Origin of the sequence: Paenibacillus sp. p3-SID867, assembly GCF_025142895.1 — a bacterium.
In the GTDB taxonomy this organism is placed as follows: domain Bacteria; phylum Bacillota; class Bacilli; order Paenibacillales; family Paenibacillaceae; genus Paenibacillus_AQ.
Genome location: NZ_JAMBDM010000023.1, coordinates 25,112 through 48,534, shown reverse-complemented (window position 1 = coordinate 48,534; position 23,423 = coordinate 25,112). Strand labels below are relative to the sequence as shown.

The following is a 23,423-nucleotide window of genomic DNA, read 5'->3' as shown; positions in this document are numbered from 1 at the left end:
GCTCTATGAATTTTGGAATCACTACAACGGAGAAGGCGGAATTATTTTGTAGAAGCGTCAGCGGTCCCCTGAAAGCTTTCCGTAAGAAAGCTAGCATCGAAAGCATATGCTGCCCCCGGATTTCAACCATTAAATCTTATGTAATAGAAATCTGGGGGCAACAGAGATCGGAAAAATAATCCGCATTCGTAGTGATGATATGCAGACAATCTCTAGTCTAAGGGGAGGAACACATGACATTACCGGCATTATCGACCGCGACTCATCTGGTCAACGTACCGCTGCTGTACAAGGGTAAGGTTCGTGAATTGTACGACCTGGGCGAGCACGTACTCATTGTAGTAACCGACCGTATTTCCGCTTTTGACTATGTGCTGGAGCCGCCCGTGCCGGCCAAAGGAATCGTGCTGAACAAGCTGAGCGCCTTCTGGTTCGAACAAACGGCGCAGCTCATCAGCAATCATGTCGTGCATACAGACGTGAACCTGCTGGGCGATGCCGTTAAGGACAAGGAGCTGCTGGACGGACGCATCATGGTGTGCCGCAAGGCCGAGCGTATCGATATCGAATGCGTGGTGCGCGGGTACATCACCGGCGGAGGCTGGAGGCAGTATCAGTCCTCTGGCGAGGTTAACGGCATGAAGCTGCCGGAGGGTCTGCGCAAGAATGAGGCTTTTCCCGAGCCGATCTTCACGCCGGCTGCCAAGAACGATGTCGGTCATGACGAGGACATCCCGCTATCGCGCATGAAGGAGCTTGTCGGCGAGGAGCTGGCGCTGCAGCTGCAGGACAAAAGCCTGATGCTGTACAAGTTCGCCCGCGATTATTGCAGCAAGCACGGCATTATTTTGGCCGATTGCAAGTTTGAGTTCGGTTTAATCGATGGAGAGATCATTCTGATCGATGAGATTTTCACGCCGGATTCCTCCCGCTTCTGGGATGAGAAGAATTACGCGCTAGACATTGAGATTGACAGTATGGATAAGGAGCCCGTCCGCACGTATCTCGCTTCGTCCGATTGGGATAAGAACAGTGAGCCGGATCCCCTGCCGCAGGCCGTGGTAGAGGAGACGACGCGCCGCTATACCGATATTTACAGTCGAATCACGGGTGTAAGCCTGTAAAGCTTTTATAAACCATTTCATTCATATATACCGAGGAGGAACAGGATACAATGTTGAAAGCAAAGGTCTACGTCACGATTAAGCAGAGCGTATTGGACCCTCAAGGGGTAGCGGTGCAAGGTGCACTTCATTCGATAGGGTACAAGGAAGTGGAAAGCCTGCGGATCGGTAAATATATGGAACTTGAGCTGGGTACGGACAACCGTGAGGAAGCCGAGCTGCGAGTGAAAGAAATGTGCGAGAAGCTTTTGGCCAATACGGTGGTTGAGAACTACCGTTATGAATTGGAGGGCTAAACCAATGAGATTTGCAGTGCTGGTCTTTCCTGGCTCCAATTGTGATATTGACTGTTATAAGGCGGTAGAAGAGACGATTGGTCAGCCGGTGGATTATGTGTGGCATACGGCTACGGACCTTTCTCCATATGATTGCATTTTGGTACCCGGCGGATTCTCTTATGGAGATTATCTCCGGTGTGGTGCGATTTCCCGATTCGCCCCGGTTATGAGCGAAGTGGCGAAGGCGGCGGAAGAGGGCAAGTATATTCTTGGCATCTGCAACGGATTTCAGATTTTGACGGAAGCCGGACTCCTTCCCGGAGCTCTGCGCCGCAACGATTCGATGAAATTCCGCTGTCATGACACGGTGCTCAAAGTGAACAATAATACAACGCCGTTTACGCGAGATTACGTGGAGGGGCAAGAGATTGTCATTCCGATCGCGCATGGCGAGGGCAACTATTACTGTGATGAAGAAACACTTCAAAAGCTCCGGGACAACCGGCAAATCGTATTTACGTATCAAAACAATCCGAACGGCTCGATCGAGGATATCGCAGGCATCTGCAATGAGCGGGGCAACGTAATCGGCATGATGCCGCATCCGGAGCGCGCGGTCAGCAGCCTGCTCGGCTCGGATGACGGTAAAGCAATGTTTACATCCATATTACAGGCATGGAGGGATACTCATGGCGCAGCAAACGTCCGTTAAGGAACCGACAGCAGAACAGATCGCAGAGCATCAGATTTACAAGCAAATGGGAGTTTCGGACAGCGAGTATGAGCTGATCTGTTCCTTCATGGGACGCAAGCCGAATTACACGGAAATCGGCGTATTCAGTGTCATGTGGTCCGAGCATTGCGCCTACAAAAATTCCAAGCCGCTGCTTCGTCGTTTCCCGACAAGCGGCCCGCGCGTCCTGATGGGACCGGGCGAGGGCGCCGGGATCGTTGATATCGGCGACAACCAAGCGGTTGTATTCAAAATCGAAAGCCATAACCATCCGTCCGCTGTAGAGCCTTATCAAGGCGCAGCCACGGGCGTTGGCGGCATTATCCGCGATATTTTCTCCATGGGGGCAAGACCGGTAGCGATTCTTAACTCGCTTCGTTTCGGCAAGCTGGAGAGCGATCGCGTTAAATATTTGTTTGAGCACGTGGTGTCCGGCATTGCCGGTTACGGCAACTGCATCGGGATCCCGACGGTGGGCGGCGAGGTTGTATTCGACGAAAGTTATGAAGGCAATCCGCTGGTCAATGCGATGTGCGTCGGCGTTATCGACCATGACAAGATTCAGCGCGGCGTTGCAAAAGGGGTAGGCAATCCGGTCTTTTATGTCGGGCCTCCAACCGGCCGCGATGGCATCCACGGCGCAACCTTCGCTTCCGTTGAGCTGACGGAGGAATCCGAAGCGAACCGCACGGCCGTTCAGGTAGGCGATCCGTTCATGGAGAAACTTGTGATGGAGTCCTGCCTCGAGCTGATTGATTCCGGCATCGTGCTGGGCATTCAGGATATGGGCGCGGCTGGATTGACTTGCTCCAGTGCGGAAATGGCAAGTAAAGCAGGCAATGGTCTTGAGCTGTACCTGGACCAAGTGCCTCAGCGCGAAGAAGGCATGACGCCTTATGAAATGATGCTGTCGGAGTCCCAGGAACGGATGCTGTTCGTCGTTGAGCCGAAGCATGAGGAACAAGCCCGAGAAATCTTCGAACGCTGGGGCGTTATCTGCGCCAAAGTCGGCAAAGTGACGGACGATGGCCGCTTGAAGCTGATCCACCACGGTGAGGTGGTAGGCGACATGCCGGTTAAAGCGCTCGTAGACGAATGCCCGATCTATAACAAACCATCCCAAGAACCGGCTTATTACCAAGAGCAGGCTGCGGTGGATACGCTTCGTTATGAAGAAGTGAAGGATTTGGGCGGTGCCCTCAAGAAGGTGCTCGGTTCGCCAAGCCTTGCAAGCAAAGCATGGGTATACAACCAATATGATTATATGGTTCGCACCAGCACGGCCGTTCGTCCGGGTTCGGATGCTGCCGTCGTAACGGTGCATGGAACGCGCAAAGCGCTTGCGATGACAACGGACTGTAACGGACGTTACGTCTACCTCGACCCTGAGCTTGGCGGCAGAATCGCGGTCAGCGAAGCAGCGCGTAATATCGTGTGCTCCGGCGCCGAGCCGCTGGCGATTACGGATAACCTGAACTTCGGAAGCCCGGAGAAGCCGGAAATTTTCTGGCAGATGGAAAAAGCCGTGGACGGCATGGCAGAAGCTTGTCGTGTGCTTGAAACGCCGGTCATCGGCGGTAATGTGAGTCTCTACAACGAGAATGCCAAAGGCGCGATTTATCCGACGCCGGTTGTCGGCATGGTTGGCCTGATCCATGATACGGATCATATTACGACGCAAGGCTTCAAGGCGGAAGGCGATGCCATCTATGTTCTGGGCGATACCCGTGCGGAACTGGGCGGCAGCGAGTTCCAAGCGATCATGCATGGAGTATCGGAAGGCAGACCGCCGGAACTGAACCTGGATACCGAGAAGAAATTGCTCGGCGGCGTACTGAAGGCCATCCAATCCGGTCTGGTACAATCCGCGCATGACGTGTCGGAGGGGGGACTTGCAGCCGCACTGGCGGAGAGCTGCATCAGCGGCAACGTTGGGGCGAGCGTGCAATGGTCAACCGATCTGCGTAACGACGTAGCGCTCTTTAGCGAGAGCCAATCCCGGATCGTGCTGTCGGTGTCTCCTGATCATAAGAATGCGCTGGAGAAGCTCCTGCAAGAAGCGGACGTTCCATTTACCGCGCTTGGCGTAGTCGGCGGGAATAAGCTTAGCATTAACATTAACGGTGCTTCTGCGCTGGAAGAATCCGTGGAGGCTTTGAAATCCGTCTGGGAGGATGCCATTCCATGTCTCATGAACTGATACCCGAAGGACTGTGGACAGGGGATTACTACAATGAGGGAACAGGTCAGAGCGATATTTTTGATACATTAAAAGAAGAGTGCGGCGTATTCGGGGTGTTTGGGCATCCCGATGCCGCCTCCCTTTCCTATTACGGGCTTCACGCCCTCCAGCACCGCGGCGAAGAAAGCGCAGGAATCTGCGTCGCCGACGGCGAGAATTTCAATTATCACCGCGGGATGGGACTTGTAAAAGAAGTGTTTGATAAAGACAAGCTGGAATCGCTGCAGGGCAGCATGTCGATCGGGCATGTCCGTTACTCGACCAGCGGGGACAGCAGACTGACGAATGCGCAGCCGCTTGTCTTTAAATATCGTGAGGGCAATCTGGCGATTGCTACGAACGGCAACATCGTCAATGAGCCGAAGCTTCGGCGCGAGCTGGAGATGGAGGGCTCCATATTCCAGACGACCAGCGATACGGAGGTCATTGCGCATCTGATCGCGCGTTCGCCGAAGGATTTTGTTGAGGCTGCCAAAGACGCCTTGCAGCGTCTGGTGGGCGGGTTCGCTTTTCTGCTCATGACCAATGACAAGCTGCTCGTCGCTTCGGATCCGAACGGACTCCGTCCGCTCACGATGGGTCGTCTGGGTGATGCGTATATCTTCACTTCCGAGACCTGTGCGCTTGAAGTCATCGGGGCGGAAGCCATCCGCGATGTTGCTCCCGGGGAGCTGCTGATCCTTGATCGGAACGGGCTTCGGGAAGAACGGTATACGGAAGCGGGACGCAAAGCGTTGTGCGCGATGGAATATATTTATTTCTCCCGTCCTGACAGCGATCTGAACGGCTCCAATCTGCATTCGGCCCGCAAACGGATGGGCAGCAAGATGGCCCTGGAATCGTTCGTGGATGCCGATGTGGTTACAGGCGTACCGGATTCCAGCATCTCGGCTGCTATCGGTTATGCCGAGCAAACGGGCATTCCTTACGAGCTGGGATTGATCAAGAATAAATATACAGGCCGGACGTTTATTCAGCCGAGCCAGGAGCTGCGCGAGCAGGGCGTGAAGATGAAGCTGAGCGCGGTACGGCGCGTGGTCGAAGGCAAACGGGTGGTTATGATCGATGACTCCATTGTACGGGGAACTACGTCCCGCCGGATCGTCAATCTGCTTCGCGAAGCGGGCGCGACCGAAGTGCATGTGCGGATTACGTCGCCGCCGTTCAAGAACCCTTGCTTCTACGGCATCGATACGCCCGACCGCAGGGAGCTGATCGCTTCCGAGAAAAGCGTCGAGGAAATCTGCCGGGAGATCAACGCCGATTCCCTATCGTTCCTGAGTCCGGAGGGACTTATATCCGCCATAGGCGGTTATGATGAGCAGAGCCATAAAGGCGGCTTGTGCATGGCTTGCTTTGACAATGATTACCCGACGCAGATTGATTTTAACGGGGAAGAGAAGATGGGCTGCAGCTGCTGATTCTGCAGTGGACAGCCATTTTTTCTCGGTTTTATCTTTTAAGTGAAGGTTCAAAAAGGTCGGTTTTCAGCACCGAGAAGGTTGGTTTGAACAACCTCTTTAAGCTGGTTATTGATTAAGCCCATAAATGATGTGTGAACAGATACTTTCGTCATAACGAAAAAGGAGTGTTGAGCGCGTGTCGGATACTTACAAACAAGCAGGCGTCGATATCGCTGCAGGCAACGAAGCGGTAGAGCGGATGAAAAAGCATGTCAAAACGACTTTCAGGCCGGAAGTCATGACGGACCTCGGTGGTTTTGGCGCACTGTTCAAGCTGAATAAAGACCAATATGAAGAGCCGGTACTCGTCTCAGGCACGGATGGCGTCGGCACAAAGCTGAAGCTCGCATTCGCGATGGACCAACATGATACCATCGGCATTGATGCGGTAGCGATGTGTGTGAACGATATTGTGGTGCAAGGCGCAGAACCGCTCTTTTTTCTCGACTATTTAGCGTGTGATAAGGTCATTCCGTCCAAAATCGAATCCATTGTCAAAGGGATCGCCGACGGATGCAACCAAGCGGGCTGTTCCCTGATCGGCGGGGAAACGGCGGAGATGCCGGGCATGTACAGTGAAGGCGAGTATGACATCGCGGGCTTCACCGTGGGGATTGTCGACAAAAGCAAAATGATCAACGGGTCGAATATCGCGGCAGGCGACGCAGTGATTGGTCTAGCCTCCAGCGGCGTGCACAGCAACGGCTTCTCGCTCGTCCGCAAGCTGCTTCTGGAGGACGCAGGCTACTCCCTGCAGCAAGAGCTTCCGGAACTGGGCGGACGTCTTGGCGACGTGCTGCTTGCACCGACCAAGATTTATGTGAAGCCGCTGCTCGGACTGTTGAAAGAGATCGAAGTAAAGGGCATGGCGCATATCACGGGCGGCGGATTCATCGAGAATATTCCGCGTATGCTGCCGGATGGCGTCAATGTCGACATCGAATACGGCTCTTGGCCGATTCTGCCGATCTTTAAGCTGATGCAGGAAAAAGGCAGCATATCGAACAAGGATATGTTTACGACATTTAATATGGGAATTGGCATGGTGCTTGTCGTCAAAGAACAGGATGCAGACGGAGTGCTTCAATACCTCCGCTCCGCAGGCGAAGAGGCTTATGTGATCGGCCGGGTCACCGAAGGCGAGCGCATCGTAACCTTTACGGGAGCTGAGGTGTAATGAGGCCGTTTCGGATTGCGGTTTTCGCTTCCGGCAGGGGCAGTAACTTTCAGGCTTTGGTAGATACGCAGCACAGGGGGGCCCTGGGCGGCGTGATCAGCATCCTGGTATGCGATAAGCCACAGGCTCCCGTGGTGGAGCTGGCTCAAGCGGCGAATGTGGATGTATTCGCCTTTCAGCCGAAGGATTATGCCTCGAAGGAAGATTACGAACGTGAAATTGCGGTAGAGCTTCAGCAGCGCGGTGTCGAATTGATTGTTCTTGCAGGATATATGCGGTTATTGAGTCCGTCCTTTGTCGAGTTCTATAGCGGCCGGATCATCAACATTCATCCATCGCTGCTGCCTGCTTTTCCAGGAAAAGACGCGATTGGCCAAGCGCTCGACTATGGTGTGAAGATGACTGGTGTCACGGTTCATTTCGTGGATGGCGGCATGGATACCGGACCTGTTATTGCTCAAAAAGCCGTAGAGATCAAGGAAGGCGAAACGGCAGAAGTGCTGGCAGAACGCATTCATGCCGTGGAGCAGAAGTTATACTCTGAAGTCGTTTCCTGGTTCGCCCAGGGGCGAATTTCGCTGAACGGGCGGAATGTGACGATTACCGAATAGGCTTTTGTAATAAAAGGGGACAAGGTCTTTCGGTGAATCGACATGTTCGATATTTCTCGGGAAATAATTTGCAATTATGGATCTTCGACAGCATCTACGGAATCAAGACAGGCTTACTTAGTTAATTTCATTCATAATAGGGGGTATGAACGTGGGTATCAAAAGAGCTTTGGTCAGCGTTTCGGATAAAACCGGCATCGTGGAGTTTTGCCGCGAGTTGTCTTCATTGGGTGTAGAGATCATTTCGACAGGGGGAACGAAGAACCTCCTCGCCAAGGAAGGAGTTCCTGTCATCGGCATCTCCGATGTGACCGGATTCCCTGAGATTCTGGACGGACGCGTCAAAACCCTTCATCCAGCCGTGCACAGCGGCCTGCTTGCCATTCGCGACAGCGAGGAGCATCAGCGTCAGATGCAGGAGCTGGGCCTCGATTACATTGATCTGGTCGTGGTGAACCTGTACCCATTCCAGGAAACGATCGCGAAGCCGGATGTCGAGTATGAAGATGCGATCGAAAATATCGACATCGGCGGGCCGACGATGCTGCGTTCGGCTGCGAAAAACCATGCTTTTGTGAGCGTGGTTGTCGATGCGGCGGATTATGGCAGCGTGATTGAAGAAATCCGTGACGGCGGCGACACGACGCTGGAAACCCGTAAACGTCTTGCAGCCAAGGTATTCCGTCATACGGCGGCCTACGATACGTTGATTTCCGACTATTTGTCGAATGTAACGGGTGATCCGCTTCCTGAGCGCTTTAGCGTCACCTACGAGAAAATTCAGGACCTTCGTTATGGCGAGAATCCACATCAAAAAGCGGCATTTTACCGTAAACCGCTGGCACCAGCGGGTACTTTGACGACCGCGGAGCAGCTGCACGGCAAAGAGCTCTCCTATAACAATATCAATGACGCGAACGCGGCCCTGCAGATCGTGAAGGAATTCGACGAGCCAACCGTGGTGGCCGTAAAGCATATGAACCCTTGCGGCGTCGGCATCGGGACAAATGTGCTGGAAGCTTACCAAAAAGCTTACAACGCTGATCCGACATCCATCTTTGGCGGCATCGTGGCGGCGAACCGGACAATTGACGCTCCGACGGCGGATCTGCTGAAGGATATTTTCCTTGAAATTATCCTGGCACCGGATTTCACACCAGAGGCGCTGGAGATTCTGACGAAAAAGAAAAATATCCGTCTACTGAAGATGGGCGAGTTCGGTTCGGCCAAGGAGCGCCAAAGCACACTTGCGGTGACAACCATCGAAGGTGGCATGATTGTACAGGAAAGCGATGTGCATTCCCTTGACGCCGCTGACCTGAAAGTTGCAACGGACCGTAAACCAACGGAAGAAGAGCTGAAACAGCTGCTCTTTAGCTGGAAAGTGGTCAAGCACGTGAAATCTAATGCGATCGTATTGGCTGCAGACAACATGACCATTGGCGTTGGCGCAGGCCAAATGAACCGTGTCGGCTCGGCGCGTATTGCGGTGGAACAGGCAGGAGAGAAAGCCAAGGGAGCCGTTCTCGCTTCCGATGCGTTCTTCCCGATGGGAGATACCGTGGAGCTTGCAGCGAAAGCCGGCATTACCGCCATCATTCAGCCGGGCGGCTCCATTAAGGATGAGGAATCCATCAAGGCAGCCAACGAATACGGGATCGCCATGGTCTTTACTGGCGTGCGGCATTTTAAACACTAATTCATGAGCATAAAAAGGGGCTTCGCTGCAACCATGAGGCTGCAGCTGAAGATCACCTTTCAATCAGCAACATATAGAGGCGACGCCGCTCTTTCGAGCGCGCCGCCTTTAAGTTTAAGGGGAACAGAAGGTGAAGATGACCTCACGCTTCGCCCTGTAAATCATTCATGTTATGAAATGTTGACGGTAAAGTTGAAATGAATCGGGAGGGGTAAACCATGGATATTTTGGTTATCGGAGGCGGCGGAAGAGAGCATGCCATCGTATGGGCACTGGCAAAGAGCCCGAAAGCGGATAAGATTTACTGCGCACCCGGCAACGCCGGTATCGGACAGCTGGCCGAGTGCGTGCCGATCGTGGTATCGGAGTTTGAGAAGCTGGCGGCATTCGCCGTAGAGAAGCAGGTGGGACTCATTGTTGTCGGTCCGGATGATCCGCTGGCTGACGGCATCGTAGATGCATTCGACGCTACAGGCATCCCGGTATTCGGTCCGCGCAAAAATGCAGCCGAAATTGAGGGCAGCAAAACCTTTATGAAGGATCTGCTCCATAAATACGACATTCCAACGGCAGCTTACGCGAAGTTCGACGAATACGAGAAGGCGCTAGCTTACTTGCGCCAGCAGGGCGCGCCGATTGTCGTGAAAGCGGACGGGCTCGCAGCCGGCAAGGGTGTTACCGTTGCGCGGACGATCGAGGAAGCCGAGCAGGCGCTCAGCGACATCATGCAGTCGAAGGTGTTTGGCGATGCGGGAAGCCGGGTGGTCATCGAGGAGTTCCTGGAAGGCCAGGAAATGTCGATCCTCGCCTTTGTGGATGGTGAAACCGTGAAGCCGATGTCGGCGGCACAGGATCATAAACCGGCTTATGATGGAGATGAGGGGCCGAACACCGGAGGAATGGGAACGTATTCGCCATTGCCTCATATTCAGCCATCCATTATTGAGGAGGCCATTGAGACGATCATCAAGCCTACGGCAAAAGCGATGGTAGCCGAAGGGCGTCCGTTCCGGGGTGTTCTATTCGCCGGATTGATGATTACGCCGGATGGCAAACCGAAGACCATCGAATTCAACGCCCGCTTCGGCGACCCGGAAACGCAGGTTGTATTGCCTCGTCTGAAGACCGATCTGCTCGACGTCTTCCTTGCTGCCGTAAATGGAAGCCTGGCCGAACTTGAGCTGGAGTGGAGTGACGAAGCAGCGGTATGTGTCATCCTGGCTTCCGGCGGGTATCCTGCATCGTATCCGAAAGGGATAGCGATCAGTGGGCTGGATAACGAGCAGGACGGAACGATTGTATTTCATGCGGGAACCTCCCGCGATGCTGATGGAACGTGGAGAACGAATGGCGGCCGTGTCCTGGGCGTTGTCGGACTAGGGGCAGATATCGCATCCGCACGGGCGAAAGCGTATGAGCGTGCAGAAGCGATTTTGTTTGAAGGCAAGCAGAACCGGACGGATATTTCGCTGAAGGCGCTGCAATAACGGAGCTTCAATAGGTATCAGCCATATACGATCGAAGGACTGCCGCTGATCTGTGTTCAAAGATCATGAGCGGCAGTCCTTTTTTTGCTGTTATCGGAAACAAATGGGGAAGCCTAGCTGAAAATTTAAGGTTGCCCATTGGCATGTTGAGCTAATGGTTTCTTATAAACATTAGTGTGCAAACGTTTGTTCAACAAGTAACCATTTATGTTGGACTCTTGTCTCAAATAACGTGCGAAATGACTGAATTGCACTGCATATGCACAACTATTTTTATGATAACTTACGAAATACAGTGAATAGTGAAGGTAACAAGAGATTATATGCTTAAAACGGGTAAAAATGATCTGTGCAAACGTTTTTACATTCGATAATAAATGTTGTATGATGTTTTCAGTGAATGAAGCGCTTTCTCAACGGGATTTTTCCTGAGTATCTCGCCAGATGCTACATAGAAAAAGAGACGCTGAAAATTTCTGAAATCGTTTGCGCAGATTTCCAACATTTTCTGATCATTTATTGAGAGGGGTAATCATGGAATGAAGATGAAGAAACTACTTACGCTAGCTGCAACCTTCACGTTGGCGTTCTCCATTACAGCGTGCGGAGGAAATTCACCTGCTCCTGCTGCTGAGGCACCTGCTGAGAATCCACCAGCCCAGGAGACGCCGGCCGAAAATACAGAAGCACCGGAACTTAAGCCAGAGGAAGGCGCTAAATTGATCGTATGGGAAAGTAGAGACGAAAGAGCCTACACCGATGCGGTTGCTAAAGAATTTACCGAGAAATACGGCGTTGAAGTAACCATCGAAGAATTGTCCCCAACCGACCAAGTTACCAAGCTTCAACAAGACGGACCATCCGGATTGGGCGCTGACGTTGTATTGTTCCCTCACGATAATCTGGGTAAGGCCGTAGCTACAAACCTGGTTCTGCCAAATGATTACTTCGAAGAAAAAACGAAGAGCAGCAACTCGGAAGCCGCTATCCAAGGCGTAAGCTATAACGGTGTTCTGTACGGATACCCGCGCGCTGCTGAAACATACCTGATGTATTACAACAAAGACCTGGTAAAAGAAGTTCCAACAACGATGGAAGAAGTTATTGAGTTCAGCAAAACCTTCACAGACAAATCCAAAAACAAATATGGAATCATGTTCGAAACAGGCAACCTGTACTTCGCATATCCATTCCTTGCTTCCAATGGCGGCTACATCTTCGGTAACGGCGGCGCAGATGTCAACGATATCGGCCTCAACAACGAAGGCGCAGTCAAGAGTATGGAAGTGTATGCAAGCCTGAAAGAAATTCTTCCGGTTAAATCCGGCGACATTACGCCTGATATCAAACGCGGATTGTTCACGGGCGGGGACCTGGCTATGGACATTAACGGACCATGGGAGCTCGGCGGATACAAAGAAGCGCTTGGCGACAAGCTTGGCGTTGCTCCAATCCCAACCATCGGCGGCCAGCCTGCTGTATCGTTCTCCGGTATCAAAGCTTGGTACGTAAGCTCGTTCACGAAATATCCGCAAGCCGCTCGTTTGTTCGCTGACTTTGCAACAAGCAAGGAAGCTCAATTGAAACTGAGCGCACTGGTTGGATCGGTTCCAACTAACAACGAAGCTCAGGAAGACGATCAAATCAAGAATGACGAGTATGTATCGGCATTTACAGAGCAGTTCAAATCTTCCCAACCGATGCCATCCGTTCCTGAAATGGCTAACGTATGGTCTCCTGTAGGCGCTGCACTGGCTGAGATCTGGGATAACAACAAAGACGTGAAAGAAACGCTTGATAAAGCTGTAAATCAAGTGAAAGATCTCAACAGTGGTGGAGCTGGCGAGTAATTACGTTCTTATATAATGCGAGATAGATGAAGAAGTTCACCCGCCGAACAACCGGCGGGTGATTCCTCGATTATATGGAGAGGAGAATGGAGGGAGCATGCGTCAACATCGTACGACAGCAGCCGTATTATCAGCCATCTGTATGGGTCTGGGTCAGCTTTACAATCGGCAATGGATCAAAGGCGTTATTTTACTTATCGTAGGTATATTCAGTCTGTATTACTTCATCAACAACCTGGGTGATGCCATCTGGGGAATGACAACTTTGGGGGAACAGGGAAGCCATTTAGAGAAAGTCAACGGGTTAACCCAAATGGTAGCAGGTGACCATTCCATCAATCTGCTGATTGAAGGACTTATCACCATGATTATGTTTGCGCTTTTTCTTATTGGGTATTACGCCAATATCAAAAACGCATATAACGCTGGAAAACTAAGGGAACAGGGTGGAAAACCCAACAACTTCAGACAGACCCTTTACTATATTTTTGAATGGAAATTCGCGCAATCTTTCCTGACGCTGCCGGCCATCGGTATTTTGTTTTTTACGGTCATGCCGATTATCTTCATGGTCATGCTGGCGTTTACGAACTATTCCGCTCCAAACAATCTGCCGCCGGCAAATTTGGTTGACTGGGTCGGTTTCAAAACCTTCACCAATCTCGTTGCATTGAAATCATGGAGCCATACGTTCTTCGGCGTCCTGACCTGGACGATCATCTGGGCAGTGCTGGCAACGGTAACGACGTATTTTGGCGGTGTGCTCGTTGCACTCCTTATTCAACAAAAAGGAATTCGTTTCAAAGGCGTATGGCGTGTCATTCTGATCATTCCATATGCGATTCCGCAGCTGATTTCCTTGCTCGTTATGCGTAATATGTTTAACGGGCAATTCGGACCGATCAACCAGTATTTAAGATATTTCGGTTTGGAAGGCCTGCCATGGCTGACCGATCCGGTCTGGGCCAAAGTGACCGTTATTATCGTTAATATGTGGGTAGGTATCCCGGTATCCATGCTTCTCGTTATGAGTGTCCTGACTACGATTCCGAAGGATCTTTATGAAGCGGCCGATGTGGACGGGGCGACTGGATTCCAGAAATTCAAGATCATCACCCTGCCGATGATTTTGTTCTCGACGGCACCGGTGCTGATTACGCAATTTGCCGGTAACATTAACAACTTTAACTTGATTTTCCTCCTGACAAACGGTAACCCGGTTGTAGGTGATTATCAATACGCGGGTGCGACGGACCTGCTGGTAACCTGGCTCTATAAACTGACGCTGGATCAGCAGCGGTACAGCATGGCATCGGCCATCGGTATTATCATCTTCATGATTATTGCGACCTTCTCGATTTACAATTATCGCAGAACCAGATCCTTTAAAGAGGAGGATATGATCCAATAATGGGAATTAAAATGAGAAATGCGATTCGCCTGACGGCAAGTTACATCACGCTTGTCATCATTGCGATCGGTTGTATTTACCCGGCGCTCTGGATTGTTCTGGCCTCTTTCCGTCCCGGAAAGTCGTTGTACAGCAAGTCCTTGATTCCAGAATCTTTTACGCTCAGTCATTATAAAGAATTGTTTACGTCCCAGAGCTTTCTGTTTGGCACATGGTACATGAACACGTTGAAAATTGCGATATTCTCCATGATTATCGGGACCATTCTTGTCCTGCTAACAAGTTATGCGGTCTCCCGATTCCGGTTTAAAGGCCGGCAGAATGCGCTATCGGTCATTCTCGTGCTGGGGATGTTCCCGGGCTTCATGAGTATGATCGCGCTGTATATCCTGCTGAACTCCCTGGATCTGCTGAACACGCATGCGGCGATGATTATCGTGTATGCGGCAGGGGCGCCGCTAGGCGGAACCCTGATCATGAAAGGCTTCCTGGATACGATACCGCGAAGTCTGGATGAAGCGGCGAAGATCGACGGAGCTACCAACTTCCAGATATTCCGCAAAATCATTCTGCCGTTGTCGAAGCCAATGATCACGTATATGGGCTTGACGCTGTTCGTTGGTCCATGGGTAGACTTTATCTTTGCGAGACTTGTGCTCCGGACAAAAGAAAACTGGACGCTCGCCGTCGGCCTATGGGATCTCGTCAACTCCACCCAGGACAGTAACTTTACGTTGTTCGCGGCGGCATCCGTGCTGATCGCACTGCCGATCACCTTGCTGTTTGTCTTCCTGCAGCGTTTGCTGGTCGATGGCATGACGGCTGGTGCAAGCAAGGGGTAAGGTACGGATAGCTAATCGTATGAATTCATCATAAGACAGATAGATAGAGAGAACAGCGAAGAGACACAGCCGGTAACCGCTAGCTGTGTCTTTTTGCATTTCAAACATGCGATGCAGGGGGACATATACATATGAACATGATGAGACGTTTTCAATTCAAAGCGGTTGGGATGAAACTGTTTGTTATCTTTTTTACCACGATCGTGCTGTTATCCTCGGCGCTCGGGTTATTATCGTATTCCATCTCCAAAGACACGGTGATGGATCAGGTGTCGGAAGCGACTTCGGGGCAGATGATGCAGGCGGCGGACAAGCTGGATTTCTTGCTGGCCCAATATGAAGCCGCTTCCCGGCAATGGGCGCTGGATACGGTTCTTCGCGAGGACCTCGTTACGGTAAGTACGGCGGGTATCGGCATTCGGGACAAAACGCAGGCCGAGAACCGAATCCGGGAGAAATTGAACGGGATGGCTTCTTCGGATAAACGTCTGCAGGGCATGCGCCTGGTTGCACCCAATCTTCAAGCTCAAAGCTCCTATAACTCAACGGGCTTAACGGGAATGTCTTCCGCAGATAGCGTGAAGGCGAAGATGGACCGGATTATACAGGCCGATGGCGAACCGGTATGGTTTCCGACCGAGGCTCAAGGCTTTATGGAGAACGAGAAAACCGCTACCATGTCGATGGGGAGATTGCTGAAAAATCTGCAGAATCCGGATGCGCAGTATATCCTGCTGATGGATATCAAGGAAGAGGCGGTCGGAGGGGTGCTGGCCAATTTAAAAATAGGGAACAACGGCCGGATGCGAATCGTTGCCGAGGATAACCGGATCGTACACGACATGGACTCGGCTCAGCTGATGCAGCCGTCCGCCATCACGGTTCCTCAAGATGCCGAAGAAGGAGGGATTTATTACACCGCCGACGAGCAGATGGTGGTGTATACCCCGCTGAAGACGGCTCCTTGGCATATGGTCGGCTTTGCTCCTGTTAGCGATTTTGTGCAAGCCACGGACAAACTATTGGTTGTAACGCTCGGGGTTATTGTGGCTGCGGTTCTGGTTGCGATACTGCTAGGCTATTATATGCTGCGTTCCATCGGCCGCCCCCTGAATCAGATGTGCCGTCTGATGGAAGAGGGAGAGCAGGGGAATCTGAAGGTTCGGACCGAGTTCCGGCGTGCGGATGAAATTGGTCGTCTCGGCCACAGCTTCAACCGGATGATGGGGCAAATTTCGGCTTTGGTCGATCAGACGAATGCTTCCGCGAAGCAAGTGCTGGCCACGGCGGAGGAACTGGCGGGAGTATCGAAGGGAACCTCGCTGACGGCTGGTGAAATTGCATCGGCCATGGAGCAGATTGCACAGGGAAGCGCAAGCCTGGCGATGGAGGCCGAACGGGAGAATCAGCTGGCTGAGAACATTGGCGTTCAGATGAGTAAGGTATCGGATTCGAATCAAGTGATGGAGGCCGCGGCTGATCGCGTGCTTCAGGTGACGGGAATGGGCGCACGGCATATGGACAATCTGGTGGAGAAATCCACGCGGATTAATCAAGTGAACCGGGCCATTGTCCAGAATGCGGAGAAGCTGAAGGATAACACTGCGTCGATTCACAAAATATTGGAGCTGATGTCGGAGATCACCCATCAAACCAACGTGCTGTCCATTAACGCGACGATTGAAGCGGCCCGTGCGGGGGCAGCAGGCAGCGGCTTCATGGTCGTAGCCAATGAAGTGCGCAGCTTGGCGGATCGTTCCAAGGAATCGATCCAGACCGTAGGCGCGATGATCAAGGATATCCGCTCTGAAGTACAAGGCTCCGTTGATGCTTTGACGTCGGCATCACCGCTCTTTGACGAGCAGCTGCATTCGGTACAGGAAGCCCAGGGCGTATTCGATCATGTACGCGACGAGATGGATGTTCTATTAGCCGAGATCCGCGAATCGACCCGGTCGGTAGAGGTACTGATCGGTTCTCAGCTTACCCTGACCGACTCGATCTCGGAGGCCAGCTCGATCGTTCAAGAGACCAGCGCCGCCACGGAGGAGGTTGCTTCGATGTCATCCGAGCAGTTCAAGGTGAGCGAGAAGCTGGTTGCCCTGTCTTCACGCTTGGAGGAGCTGTCGGAGGACTTGCGCAAGTCATTGGTGATATTTAGGACGTAAATGGTTACTCTTACTACGTGAAATGGTGGGTGGCTTATGCAGCACTCCGCATGCTCCGTTGAAGTGAGGCGCTGCGAGTACGTATCGTTCCTCCAATCGCTGTTGCCCCCAATTTTCTTGGAATTATAATTCTGCGGTAGAAAATCGGGGGCAAAGGCGACCACTATCGTTTTTCCGGAATCGATTCGTCCTCTTTCGCTACTGCATGCTAAACACCAAACCATTTACGCTAGTGGGGGGACGAAAAAAGCCGATGAAGGGAAACCAACTTCATCGGCTTTTTGTTGGAGGCGTGTTACGGGCGTGCTGGAAAATAGCGCGGGTCCGTTGAGTTTCCTCGTGCGCTTGTTGAGTTACTACCTGCTGGGACGCTCTCCCTTTGGGAATCGCTTTTTAAGTTGTGCAGGGACAGGGATCAATCGGTTACTTCGGTTACCGAGTATTGTTGCTGGAATCATTTATTAACCTACATGAATTAAAACCAGCTCCGGGAACTGTCCCGGAGCTGGTTTTGTTAAGGTGCCGCTCTTCGGTAAAGACTTATGGTCGGCGGCTATACCCATTCACGGTGGTTGTGCCGGTAGCCGGAGCAGCAGAGGAATGGTGCGTTTTTATGGGCTTACGGCTGCCAGTTCACGTTAATGGTGGCTGTGCCGCTCGTTGGAGCCGTGAAGGTATGGTTCGAGCCGCCCTCCCACGTTACCGTCGAGCCTTGTTTTTTCAGGAATTTGAATTCGATGGTTTTGCCTGCCGGTACGCTGACGTCATAGTACCAGGTTGGGTATTGGTAGATGACCTGGTTGTACAACGGTCCGATGGCTTTGGCAGGATCCCAATTGCCGAGCTCGCTTACGCTGCCAGCCAGGTACACGTTTTGTCCGAGCGCAGTGGTGGCATTGTTCACCACAAACCGGACGCTGACTTGATCCCCGGTCAGCACTTCGAAGTTGTCGTGTACATTGCTTGAAGTGCCAGCGCTATTGGCGACTTTGATGTTATATACACCACCGGCTATCGCAGGGATCTTCACTTTGATCTGCGTGTCCTCCCATGCCGTAATGTTAGCGCCTGTTACGGCCGTTGAGCCGAAGTATACCGTGCCTTTGGTTGCGCCGAAGCCGCGGCCGTCAATGGTGATGGTTGCGCCTGGTTTGGCCATCATCGGTCCTACGTGCCCGATCGTTGGCGAAGTCACGGCCGTGGTATATTGCCATACGGCCGTACCGCCCGCAGCGAGCGTAAAGTTGGAAGCTGCTCCGCCTGTGCCAACGGTCAAGCTGTTGCCGTTCAGAAGTCCGCCAAGCACGTCGGCATAGCTGCCTGCAGGCAATGAAGTCGCCAATCCGGTAATGGAGGCCGGCGTATTCACGTTGCGGTTTACAGCGATAAGCGCCACGTTGCTGCCGAATTTGCGTTCATAGATCAGCACATCATTGTTGATCCAGCGCTCTTGGGTCGTTCCATAGGCGATGGCCGGATTGGATTTGCGCAGTGGCGCCAGCTTTTTAATTACTTGGTAAGCTGTCGTCGTTGTAGAGAAAGAAGGAATTCGTGCCCGGTTGTCAGGGTCGTTGCCGCCGGACATGTATTGCTCGGTTCCGTAATAGATGGCCGGCACGCCGCGGGAAGTGAGCGTGAAGGCCAGCGCTTGCTCCAGCTTACGGCGGTTAGCGCTGTTATTGTGGAAGCGTTCCATGTCATGGTTATCGATAAACGTAACCTGATCCTCCACCTGCGCGTAATCGGTTGCCGAGCCCTCCAGCATGGACTTCAGACCGTACATATTGTCGGTGTTGTCCCTGAATACCTGGCGTACCTTCTGCGCGAAACGGAAGTCCAGCAGGCTCATGCCGGATTCGTTGGCGAACTTATGGTTCTCGGCGCTTACTTCGTTCACACCGAGGAACCATTCGCCGAAGGTGAAGACCGGCTTGTAGTTGTTGACGGTAGCCATGAAACTCTTCTGCCAGCCAAACGGCATATGCTTCACCGCGTCCATTCGAATGCCGTCAATGCCCAGATCGAGCCACATTTTGATGGCGTCCTTCAGGTAGGTATCCACGGTGCTGTTATTGTGATTCAGGTCGGCAAGGTCGTACAGGTTTTTGTAAATCCCGTTCTCTGTTGTTGAGAAATCGGTGCCTCCGTTATGATGAAACAAATTCTGTGTATCGTTCGTGTATCCGCCGAGCAGGGTGCCGTTGTTGTACAGCTTGCCGTTCTCCGCGAATGAAGGCTGGTCCGATGAAGCGGGAGAGGTGTGGTTCGGTGCGAAGTCGATGATGACTTTGATGTTCTTGGCATGAGCGGCTGCGATGAGATTCTGGAAATCGGCGATCGTGCCGTAAGCCGGGTTCGTTTTCTTGAAATCTCTGGCCCAATAGCCGTGATAAGCGGTGTTGTTCACGCCGGAATAGTTGATGACGCTGTAGATGTTCTCAACAGGCTGGGAGATCCAGATGGCGGTAACGCCCATGCCGGTCAGGTAGCCGTCGTTGATTTTGTTAATGATCCCTTGCCAGTCACCGCCGCAGTATAGCCTCAGATTGGTACAGGTACCGTCAAAGGCAGGTCCGGTCGGGTTGTTGGCCGCATTGCCGTCGGAGAAACGGTCCGTAAAGATTTGATAAATGACATCCGTGCTGAAATTTTGTTTATTGGACACCGAAGTATCCGGGGCCGCATGAGCAGGGCCGAGAAGGCTCAAGGCCAGGGACAAGCTAAGGGCAAGAGCAGTTGTCAGTTTGTAAAACTTTTTCATCGTCATTCCTCCTATGTAATTGATATAGAGAAGGCTGGTTTTACTAGCTTATCGGCTGCTTGAGTTTCACCTCCCATACTAAATCGGGCAACAAAAAACCCCGGAATCTCCTGTAGAGAAACCGGGGTTGTTCCATACCGGGTGTGCGGTGACGGAATGCATGGCCCTTAAATTATGCGAGTGTTTGATTTCAACATTATTGTAAATGGAAGCGTATTCAAGTGTCAATATGTTATATCCAAATAAAAGGAAAATTTAAGTAGGATGTGGTGAAATTAAATTTTATAATAATTAATTAATATTGAAACAAAATTTTACAGGCCATATAATAGGTTTAGGAAACGTTTACATTTTTAAAGGTACTGTGGAGTTAAAAGATGTGTCTGTTATTTAGTATTCCAAACTTAAGGACTTGCAGCAAAGGAGGGAAGATGGGATGGCGAGCAGCGCGGAAGCCGGTGCAGAGCAGCTGGGCTTGGGAATCAAGGGAGTGAAGGCGGCGTGCACCGCCATTGAACGCGAAATAGCCGCGGGTACGACGCCGGGTGCCGTGTTGGGTGTCATGCATGAAGGCAAGCAGTGGTTTTATAGTGCCGGTTATGCCAACCCCAGACCAAAGCAGGGTCAGCCTGTGCCGGTCAGCAGGGATACGTTATACGATTGTGCGTCTTTAACGAAGGTGGTGGTTACACTCCCGTTGATTCTGCAATTGATCGATGAGGGAGTCTTGACCTTAAGCACAAAAGTAAGTCACATTCTGTCTCCATTCGGAACGGCCGGTAAAGAAGAGCTTACGGTAGGACAGCTGCTCACGCATACCTCCGGGCTCCAGGCGGACATGAACCTGCATTCGCAGGGCTGGGATACGGAGCAGATGTGGGATGCCGTTCTTTCCGCACCGCTCGTGACCAAGCCGGATACCGAGGTGATTTACAGTGATCTGGGGTATTTGGCGCTTGGCTGCATGATTGAGAAGGTACTGGGAATGTCTTTAGAGCAGGTAGTAAAGGAACGGGTGTTGGATCCGCTCGGCATGCGTCATGCGACGCTGACTCCTGCGCCGGAACAGGCTGGCCGCTATGCAGCAACGGAGTATGAGGAAACCATCCAGGATCATCTATGCGGAATTGTGCATGACGAGAAGGCACGGGCCTTGGGTGGTGTATGCGGTCATGCCGGCTTGTTTGCGACCGCAGGCGATCTGCTGCAATACGCCCGAATGTGGCTGGCACAAGGGGCGATCCCCGCAACGGTGAGTCCAGAGACAGGAGGCGGCGAATTCCGCGTCTTATCTAGGGCGGCGGCGGTTACGGCTACTCGTACCCATACGGGGCATATTCAAGGCTCCAATCGTGGCCTGGGGTGGGTACTGAAAAGGGATAAGATGGACGCTTCAGGTGATTGGATGGGCCCAGGCTGTTACGGACATACCGGATTTACCGGAACCAGCATGTGGATCGATCCCGAGCTGGATCTCGCGGTCGTACTGCTGACAAACCGCGTATACGGGGGACGGAGCAGCAGCGTTGCCCAGCTGCGGGCCCAGGTCCACAACGCATTGACGGGAAGCGTGACATGGTGAGATGGGAATGAGTCGTGTTCGATTGGCATCGTTTCGCGGCAATGGAAGCGAATCCAAGCAAATCTGAACCATGACGACAATAAGGAGGGAATATGCAATGACGAGTTTAGCCTACAGGGCTTACCGGCCTGGAGACGAAGACGCTATCACTACCCTGTGGAATGCCTGTCTACCGGGAGATCCCATGACTCGGCTTCGCTTTCGGAACTTGGTGCTGCTTGATCCGAACTTTGATCCGCAAGGACTGCGGATTGCGGAGAAGGAGGGCTGTATAGTAGGCGTCCTGTATGCGGTACGCCGGAGGCTGCCGATGATCGGAACCGAACTGGAGCCGGATCGCGGGTGGATCACCTTCTTTTATACCGATCCATCGGTTCGGAGACAGGGGGTGGCATCGCGGCTGCTGCAGGAAGGCGAAGACTATCTTCGCGATCATGGACGCAGCAAAGTCTTTTTCTCCTCGTATGCCCCGAATTATATCGTTCCTGGAATCGATGGCGAGCGCTATCCGGAGGGCTTGGCGTGGCTTGCGGCAAGCGGCTTTACCCACAATTATACGGCGGTTGCGATGGATCGCTCCCTGGTGCATTTTCGTATGCCGCCGGAGGTTGCGGAATTAAAGCGGCAGCGTGAGCAAGAAGGCTTCACCTTCATGCTGGCTCAGGACAGCGATTTGGTGGAACTGATCGATTTTGCGACGGACGTGTTTAACCCGGATTGGGGTCGGGCGATTCGCGAGGGATTGCTGCAGCGATTAACAACGGATCAGATCCTGATCGCGCGCGATCAAGGAAAGCTGGTGGGATTCTGCCTGAATAACGGATATGAAGGCGTGGCTGAACGCTTTGGACCGTTTGGCGTGGACCCGTCGATGCAAGGGAAGGGCCTTGGGAAAATTCTGTTATATGATTGCCTCGCCCTTATGCGTGCGCAGGGGCTGCATGGAGCCTGGTTCCTCTGGACGGGCGAACAAAGCCCGGCAGGGCATCTGTACCGCAAGGCCGGATTTCATGTGACGCGCCGGTTCGATATTATGAGCAAAACGCTCCAATAGATTCTACTACTTTTCATACAAAGGGGAGATCCGATTTGACGGAAGCAAAGCAGCATCATATTTTGGCGATTGGCGGACATGCGGGCGATATGGATCTTACGGCGGGCGCCGTGATCGCCAAATACACACAAGCTGGCCACAAAGCAACGTTTCTTCACTTAACGCCAGGGGAGAAGGGACACCCCCGTCTGACGCCGGAGGAATACGCGAAGCAGAAGATTGACGAGGCTCACCAATTTGCCGATATCGTTGGCGCGGATGTCCGTTTCCTTGCTTACAAGGATGCCGAGCTGCCGCTCGATGAGGAAGTGAAATATCAGGTAGCGGACGTCATACGGGAAGTGAAGCCCGATATCATCATCACGCATTGGAAGGAGAGCATCCACAAGGACCACTCCAATACCCATTACATTGTGGAGGACGCCCGCTTCTATGCAGGGCTGAAGACGATTGAACGAGAGCTTCCGGCCCATTATGCCCAGCATTTATACTATGCGGACAATTGGGAGGACCCGTACGATTTTCACCCTGAGGTGTTTATCGATATTCCGGACGAAGCCTATGAAACTTGGGTGAGAGCCATGAACGTGTATGCTTATGCGCGTGGGGAAACGTATGGCTTCCCGTTTATCGAATATTACAAAGCGCTCACGATTGTAAGGGGGGCTCCGGTGAACTTCAAGCGGGCACAAGCCTTTGCCGTGCCGAGAGGTGCATTGACTAAACGATTACAGTTTTTCTAATTATATGCTTTTACATCCAGACAATTGGAATAATACCTAATGAAATCACAAAAAAATTGTGGGAAATGCCAAAACATCCACTGACATTATACCTATCTTTTGATATAATGAGTGATGTTACGGGGGAACACGTACGGAATCATATAGAGAATACAAACAGGAGAGGAAGTCTTCCATATGGAGGCTTCCTCTCTTTTC

At 52.2% G+C, this 23,423-nt stretch carries 17 protein-coding genes; 16 read left to right on the top strand and 1 reads right to left on the bottom strand.

The genetic code is table 11. From position 1 onward, the window contains the following. Positions 1 to 233 precede the first annotated feature (233 nt). The 13 genes from M4D81_RS30015 (at position 234) to M4D81_RS29955 (ending at position 17,085) form a co-directional block, all read left to right on the top strand. Positions 234 to 1,124, top strand: coding sequence for a phosphoribosylaminoimidazolesuccinocarboxamide synthase (locus M4D81_RS30015; RefSeq protein ID WP_260069146.1), 891 nt, complete (start codon positions 234 to 236; stop codon positions 1,122 to 1,124). Between the two features lie 50 nt (positions 1,125 to 1,174). Further along, a complete protein-coding gene (purS, locus tag M4D81_RS30010; RefSeq protein ID WP_012819094.1) occupies positions 1,175 to 1,420 on the top strand; it encodes a phosphoribosylformylglycinamidine synthase subunit PurS in 246 nt (81 codons plus the stop codon). Positions 1,421 to 1,424: 4 nt separating this feature from the next. After that, entirely contained in the window at positions 1,425 to 2,114 is a 690-nt protein-coding gene (gene purQ / locus M4D81_RS30005; protein WP_071221561.1) for a phosphoribosylformylglycinamidine synthase subunit PurQ, read from the top strand. Beyond that, positions 2,092 to 4,335 (top strand): phosphoribosylformylglycinamidine synthase subunit PurL, encoded by a 2,244-nt coding sequence (gene purL, locus M4D81_RS30000; RefSeq protein ID WP_260069145.1) that lies wholly within the window; start codon positions 2,092 to 2,094, stop codon positions 4,333 to 4,335. Before purQ ends, purL begins: the two co-directional genes overlap by 23 nt. After that, positions 4,320 to 5,798 (top strand): amidophosphoribosyltransferase, encoded by a 1,479-nt coding sequence (purF, locus tag M4D81_RS29995; protein ID WP_071221559.1) that lies wholly within the window; start codon positions 4,320 to 4,322, stop codon positions 5,796 to 5,798. Before purL ends, purF begins: the two co-directional genes overlap by 16 nt. Positions 5,799 to 5,976: 178 nt before the next feature. Beyond that, the gene (purM, locus tag M4D81_RS29990; protein WP_194540968.1) at positions 5,977 to 7,017 is read left to right on the top strand and encodes a phosphoribosylformylglycinamidine cyclo-ligase; all 1,041 of its coding nucleotides are present in this window, start codon (positions 5,977 to 5,979) and stop codon (positions 7,015 to 7,017) included. After that, positions 7,017 to 7,628, top strand: coding sequence for a phosphoribosylglycinamide formyltransferase (purN, locus tag M4D81_RS29985; RefSeq protein ID WP_071221557.1), 612 nt, complete (start codon positions 7,017 to 7,019; stop codon positions 7,626 to 7,628). Before purM ends, purN begins: the two co-directional genes overlap by 1 nt. 151 nt (positions 7,629 to 7,779) lie before the next feature. Further along, on the top strand, positions 7,780 to 9,327 hold the full coding sequence (gene purH / locus M4D81_RS29980; RefSeq protein ID WP_260069144.1) for a bifunctional phosphoribosylaminoimidazolecarboxamide formyltransferase/IMP cyclohydrolase: 1,548 nt from the start codon (positions 7,780 to 7,782) through the stop codon (positions 9,325 to 9,327). A gap of 218 nt (positions 9,328 to 9,545) precedes the next feature. Further along, positions 9,546 to 10,814 carry a phosphoribosylamine--glycine ligase gene (gene purD / locus M4D81_RS29975; RefSeq protein WP_260069143.1) on the top strand — a complete coding sequence of 423 codons (1,269 nt, stop codon included), beginning with the start codon at positions 9,546 to 9,548 and terminating at the stop codon, positions 10,812 to 10,814. Positions 10,815 to 11,353: 539 nt separating this feature from the next. Further along, complete coding sequence (locus M4D81_RS29970) at positions 11,354 to 12,664, top strand: sugar ABC transporter substrate-binding protein (RefSeq protein ID WP_260069142.1); 1,311 nt, start codon at positions 11,354 to 11,356, stop codon at positions 12,662 to 12,664. Between the two features lie 97 nt (positions 12,665 to 12,761). Further along, positions 12,762 to 14,075, top strand: a complete 1,314-nt coding sequence (locus M4D81_RS29965) for a sugar ABC transporter permease (protein WP_216532937.1) — start codon at positions 12,762 to 12,764, stop codon at positions 14,073 to 14,075. After that, positions 14,075 to 14,917, top strand: a complete 843-nt coding sequence (locus tag M4D81_RS29960) for a sugar ABC transporter permease (protein WP_071221547.1) — start codon at positions 14,075 to 14,077, stop codon at positions 14,915 to 14,917. The genes M4D81_RS29965 and M4D81_RS29960 overlap by 1 nt, the downstream gene beginning before the upstream one ends. 131 nt (positions 14,918 to 15,048) lie before the next feature. After that, positions 15,049 to 17,085, top strand: coding sequence for a methyl-accepting chemotaxis protein (locus M4D81_RS29955; RefSeq protein WP_260069141.1), 2,037 nt, complete (start codon positions 15,049 to 15,051; stop codon positions 17,083 to 17,085). Positions 17,086 to 17,704: 619 nt separating this feature from the next. Here M4D81_RS29955 and M4D81_RS29950 read toward each other — a convergent pair. Further along, positions 17,705 to 19,846 (bottom strand): alpha-amylase family glycosyl hydrolase, encoded by a 2,142-nt coding sequence (locus M4D81_RS29950; protein ID WP_260069140.1) that lies wholly within the window; start codon positions 19,844 to 19,846, stop codon positions 17,705 to 17,707. 436 nt (positions 19,847 to 20,282) lie between these two features. On the opposite strand from M4D81_RS29950, the gene M4D81_RS29945 reads away from it, so the two are divergent. The 3 genes from M4D81_RS29945 to M4D81_RS29935 all read left to right on the top strand — a co-directional run bounded on the left by M4D81_RS29945 (position 20,283) and on the right by M4D81_RS29935 (position 23,225). Further along, positions 20,283 to 21,428, top strand: a complete 1,146-nt coding sequence (locus M4D81_RS29945) for a serine hydrolase domain-containing protein (protein WP_260069139.1) — start codon at positions 20,283 to 20,285, stop codon at positions 21,426 to 21,428. Positions 21,429 to 21,525: 97 nt separating this feature from the next. Then, on the top strand, positions 21,526 to 22,482 hold the full coding sequence (locus tag M4D81_RS29940; protein ID WP_260069138.1) for a GNAT family N-acetyltransferase: 957 nt from the start codon (positions 21,526 to 21,528) through the stop codon (positions 22,480 to 22,482). Positions 22,483 to 22,517: 35 nt separating this feature from the next. Continuing rightward, positions 22,518 to 23,225, top strand: a complete 708-nt coding sequence (locus M4D81_RS29935; protein ID WP_100540310.1) for a PIG-L deacetylase family protein — start codon at positions 22,518 to 22,520, stop codon at positions 23,223 to 23,225. The last annotated feature ends 198 nt before the right edge of the window (positions 23,226 to 23,423 follow it).

Coding starts and splice junctions, on each gene's coding strand:
- M4D81_RS30015 (WP_260069146.1), top strand. CDS start 234: ATGACATTACCGGCATTATCGACCGCGACTCATCTGGTCAACGTACCG.
- purS (WP_012819094.1), top strand. CDS start 1,175: ATGTTGAAAGCAAAGGTCTACGTCACGATTAAGCAGAGCGTATTGGAC.
- purQ (WP_071221561.1), top strand. CDS start 1,425: ATGAGATTTGCAGTGCTGGTCTTTCCTGGCTCCAATTGTGATATTGAC.
- purL (WP_260069145.1), top strand. CDS start 2,092: ATGGCGCAGCAAACGTCCGTTAAGGAACCGACAGCAGAACAGATCGCA.
- purF (WP_071221559.1), top strand. CDS start 4,320: ATGTCTCATGAACTGATACCCGAAGGACTGTGGACAGGGGATTACTAC.
- purN (WP_071221557.1), top strand. CDS start 7,017: ATGAGGCCGTTTCGGATTGCGGTTTTCGCTTCCGGCAGGGGCAGTAAC.
- purD (WP_260069143.1), top strand. CDS start 9,546: ATGGATATTTTGGTTATCGGAGGCGGCGGAAGAGAGCATGCCATCGTA.
- M4D81_RS29970 (WP_260069142.1), top strand. CDS start 11,354: ATGAAGATGAAGAAACTACTTACGCTAGCTGCAACCTTCACGTTGGCG.
- M4D81_RS29965 (WP_216532937.1), top strand. CDS start 12,762: ATGCGTCAACATCGTACGACAGCAGCCGTATTATCAGCCATCTGTATG.
- M4D81_RS29960 (WP_071221547.1), top strand. CDS start 14,075: ATGGGAATTAAAATGAGAAATGCGATTCGCCTGACGGCAAGTTACATC.
- M4D81_RS29955 (WP_260069141.1), top strand. CDS start 15,049: ATGAACATGATGAGACGTTTTCAATTCAAAGCGGTTGGGATGAAACTG.
- M4D81_RS29950 (WP_260069140.1), bottom strand. CDS start 19,846: ATGAAAAAGTTTTACAAACTGACAACTGCTCTTGCCCTTAGCTTGTCC.
- M4D81_RS29945 (WP_260069139.1), top strand. CDS start 20,283: ATGGCGAGCAGCGCGGAAGCCGGTGCAGAGCAGCTGGGCTTGGGAATC.
- M4D81_RS29940 (WP_260069138.1), top strand. CDS start 21,526: ATGACGAGTTTAGCCTACAGGGCTTACCGGCCTGGAGACGAAGACGCT.